Here is a 1801-nt window from a genome sequence, read left to right as displayed (position 1 = left end):
TTTGCGGACCTTGAGTCTGCCCGCTCCCGTTCTGGTGGCCGTCCGTCGGTCCGTTTCCTGGCGACTTGCCGTTCCCGCCGACCGGCGGTTTCAATTCACCGCCGGCCTCCGGTTCGCGTCTGCCGATCAACAGCCCGAATAGCATCGCCCCCATGTCGATGTGTCCCACTTCCTGAGCGGAAAGGCCGCCGTGATCGGGAAACCCGGCATCGAGCAGTTGCGTGGCGAACCAGTCCATGCCCGGTATCGGCGACAGGTCGGCGACAAACCGGCCGATTCCGTACAGTATCTTGTCCGCCAGTCCCGGGATAGGTTCCCGGAGCATTGCGCGGTTCTGCTGGTCGATGTCCTTCAGCACACCCCGGTAGCTGTCCGCGAGGTTCTGCACGTAGTTCTGGTCGTACCCGGGCGGATGGCCCGCCACGCCACTGAGTGTCGTGGGTGGACTGACCGCGTCCAGATCGGTGCCGGGATGGGCCATCGTCGAGAGCGCCTGCTGCTCCAGCTTCGCGACGCGCCGGTGAATGTCCGAGTCCGGGTCCGACATGCCTTGCTGGAACGTCAGCAGATCCCGCGCCCGATCCTCGGGCGAAAGTGTCCGTGGCGTCGAAACGGCGCGCTCCTGCTGCGAATAGCCGTCGGGCGACAGCAGCTTCTCCATCACGGACTGGTACGGAAAGGTTTTTGCGTAGGCCGGCTTGCGCGTGTTCGTGTCCCATTGTGGATCGTCGGAATTGCGGGGTAGCTGGATCGTGTCCGCACTGTATCTGTCCGCGTCGTCGAGAATCTGGTTGACGCGGGCCGTGGATTCGGACCAGTCCTTTTGCCGGGCCGCATGGACGTCCTGCGATTTCTGCAGGATCTGATCCTGCATCCGGGACTTGATGTCGACCGCTTTGGCGAATGCCTGCTCGCGCTGCGCCGGGGTTGTGCCTGGCGCGTTCATCTGCGCGTACTGGCCACTCAACGCTGCCATCTGCTGCTGACCGTCATCTCCCAGCATTGAAATACCCACAGGCGCGTCGAATACCGCGTTCATGCGACGCACCGGGTCAGCCTGGATGCTGAGAAGTTCCCCGTCGACGTCCTTCTGCAACGAAGACAGCATCTCGGCATACTGCTCGGCGGACGCCGCGCGCAACGCGTTGGCGCGCTGCGCGAACTGCTCGCGCCTGTCGTCGCTCATCTGCGCCAGGGCGCCCGCGAATTGCAACTCATCGAGGTTCATTTCGGCCTGGTCCGGCGGCCGGCCGGTCATCGACAACTTTGCCGTCCCGAGCGTGACGAGCGTGTTGTTCTGGTCCGCGGCATGGTTGCGCGACTGGGCGCCACCATCGTACCGGTTGACCATGTCCGTGGCGAACTGCGCCTCCGGCATGGCGCCTGACTGCTGCGCCGCAGCCGGCGAAGCAGCGCGCGAAGCTGTCGTCGACGATGGCGCCCCCCGGTTCGCCGCGGAGTAGTGACGCAGCAACGACTGCGCCGTGGCCGGCCTGGGCGGATTGCCCTGGGTGCCGGGCTGTCGCCGGGCTGACTGGTCAGGCGCGGCCGATGGCGTGCCTGGTGAACGGAGGGCGTGCGGCACAGAAGTGTCGCCTGTGTCGTATCGAAGGAGCGAGGCAGGCGGAACGGTGTAGCTGATCGGGGTTGTTGACATGGTTACACCTCGGAGAATGGTGGACGGACGGTGGGGCATGAACATTCGCCCAATCGTCATGGCCATGAAATCATCGGCCCATCCGTGCCATGTCATAACGGCGTATAACTTTTTTGCGTTTGCATTCGCGTACACCTGACAGAT

General features: G+C 64.1%; 1 pseudogene. It reads right to left on the bottom strand.

Annotated features, from left to right (window positions below):
• Nucleotides 1-1723 (bottom strand): annotated as a pseudogene (locus PQR32_RS42055) (hypothetical protein); the annotation flags it as partial.
• Nucleotides 1724-1801: the final 78 nt, after the last annotated feature.

Source organism: Paraburkholderia dipogonis, from assembly GCF_046027395.1.
Classification (GTDB): domain Bacteria; phylum Pseudomonadota; class Gammaproteobacteria; order Burkholderiales; family Burkholderiaceae; genus Paraburkholderia; species Paraburkholderia dipogonis_A.
The sequence above is the reverse complement of the archived record's forward strand: the minus strand, read 5'-3'. Positions and strand labels throughout refer to the sequence as shown.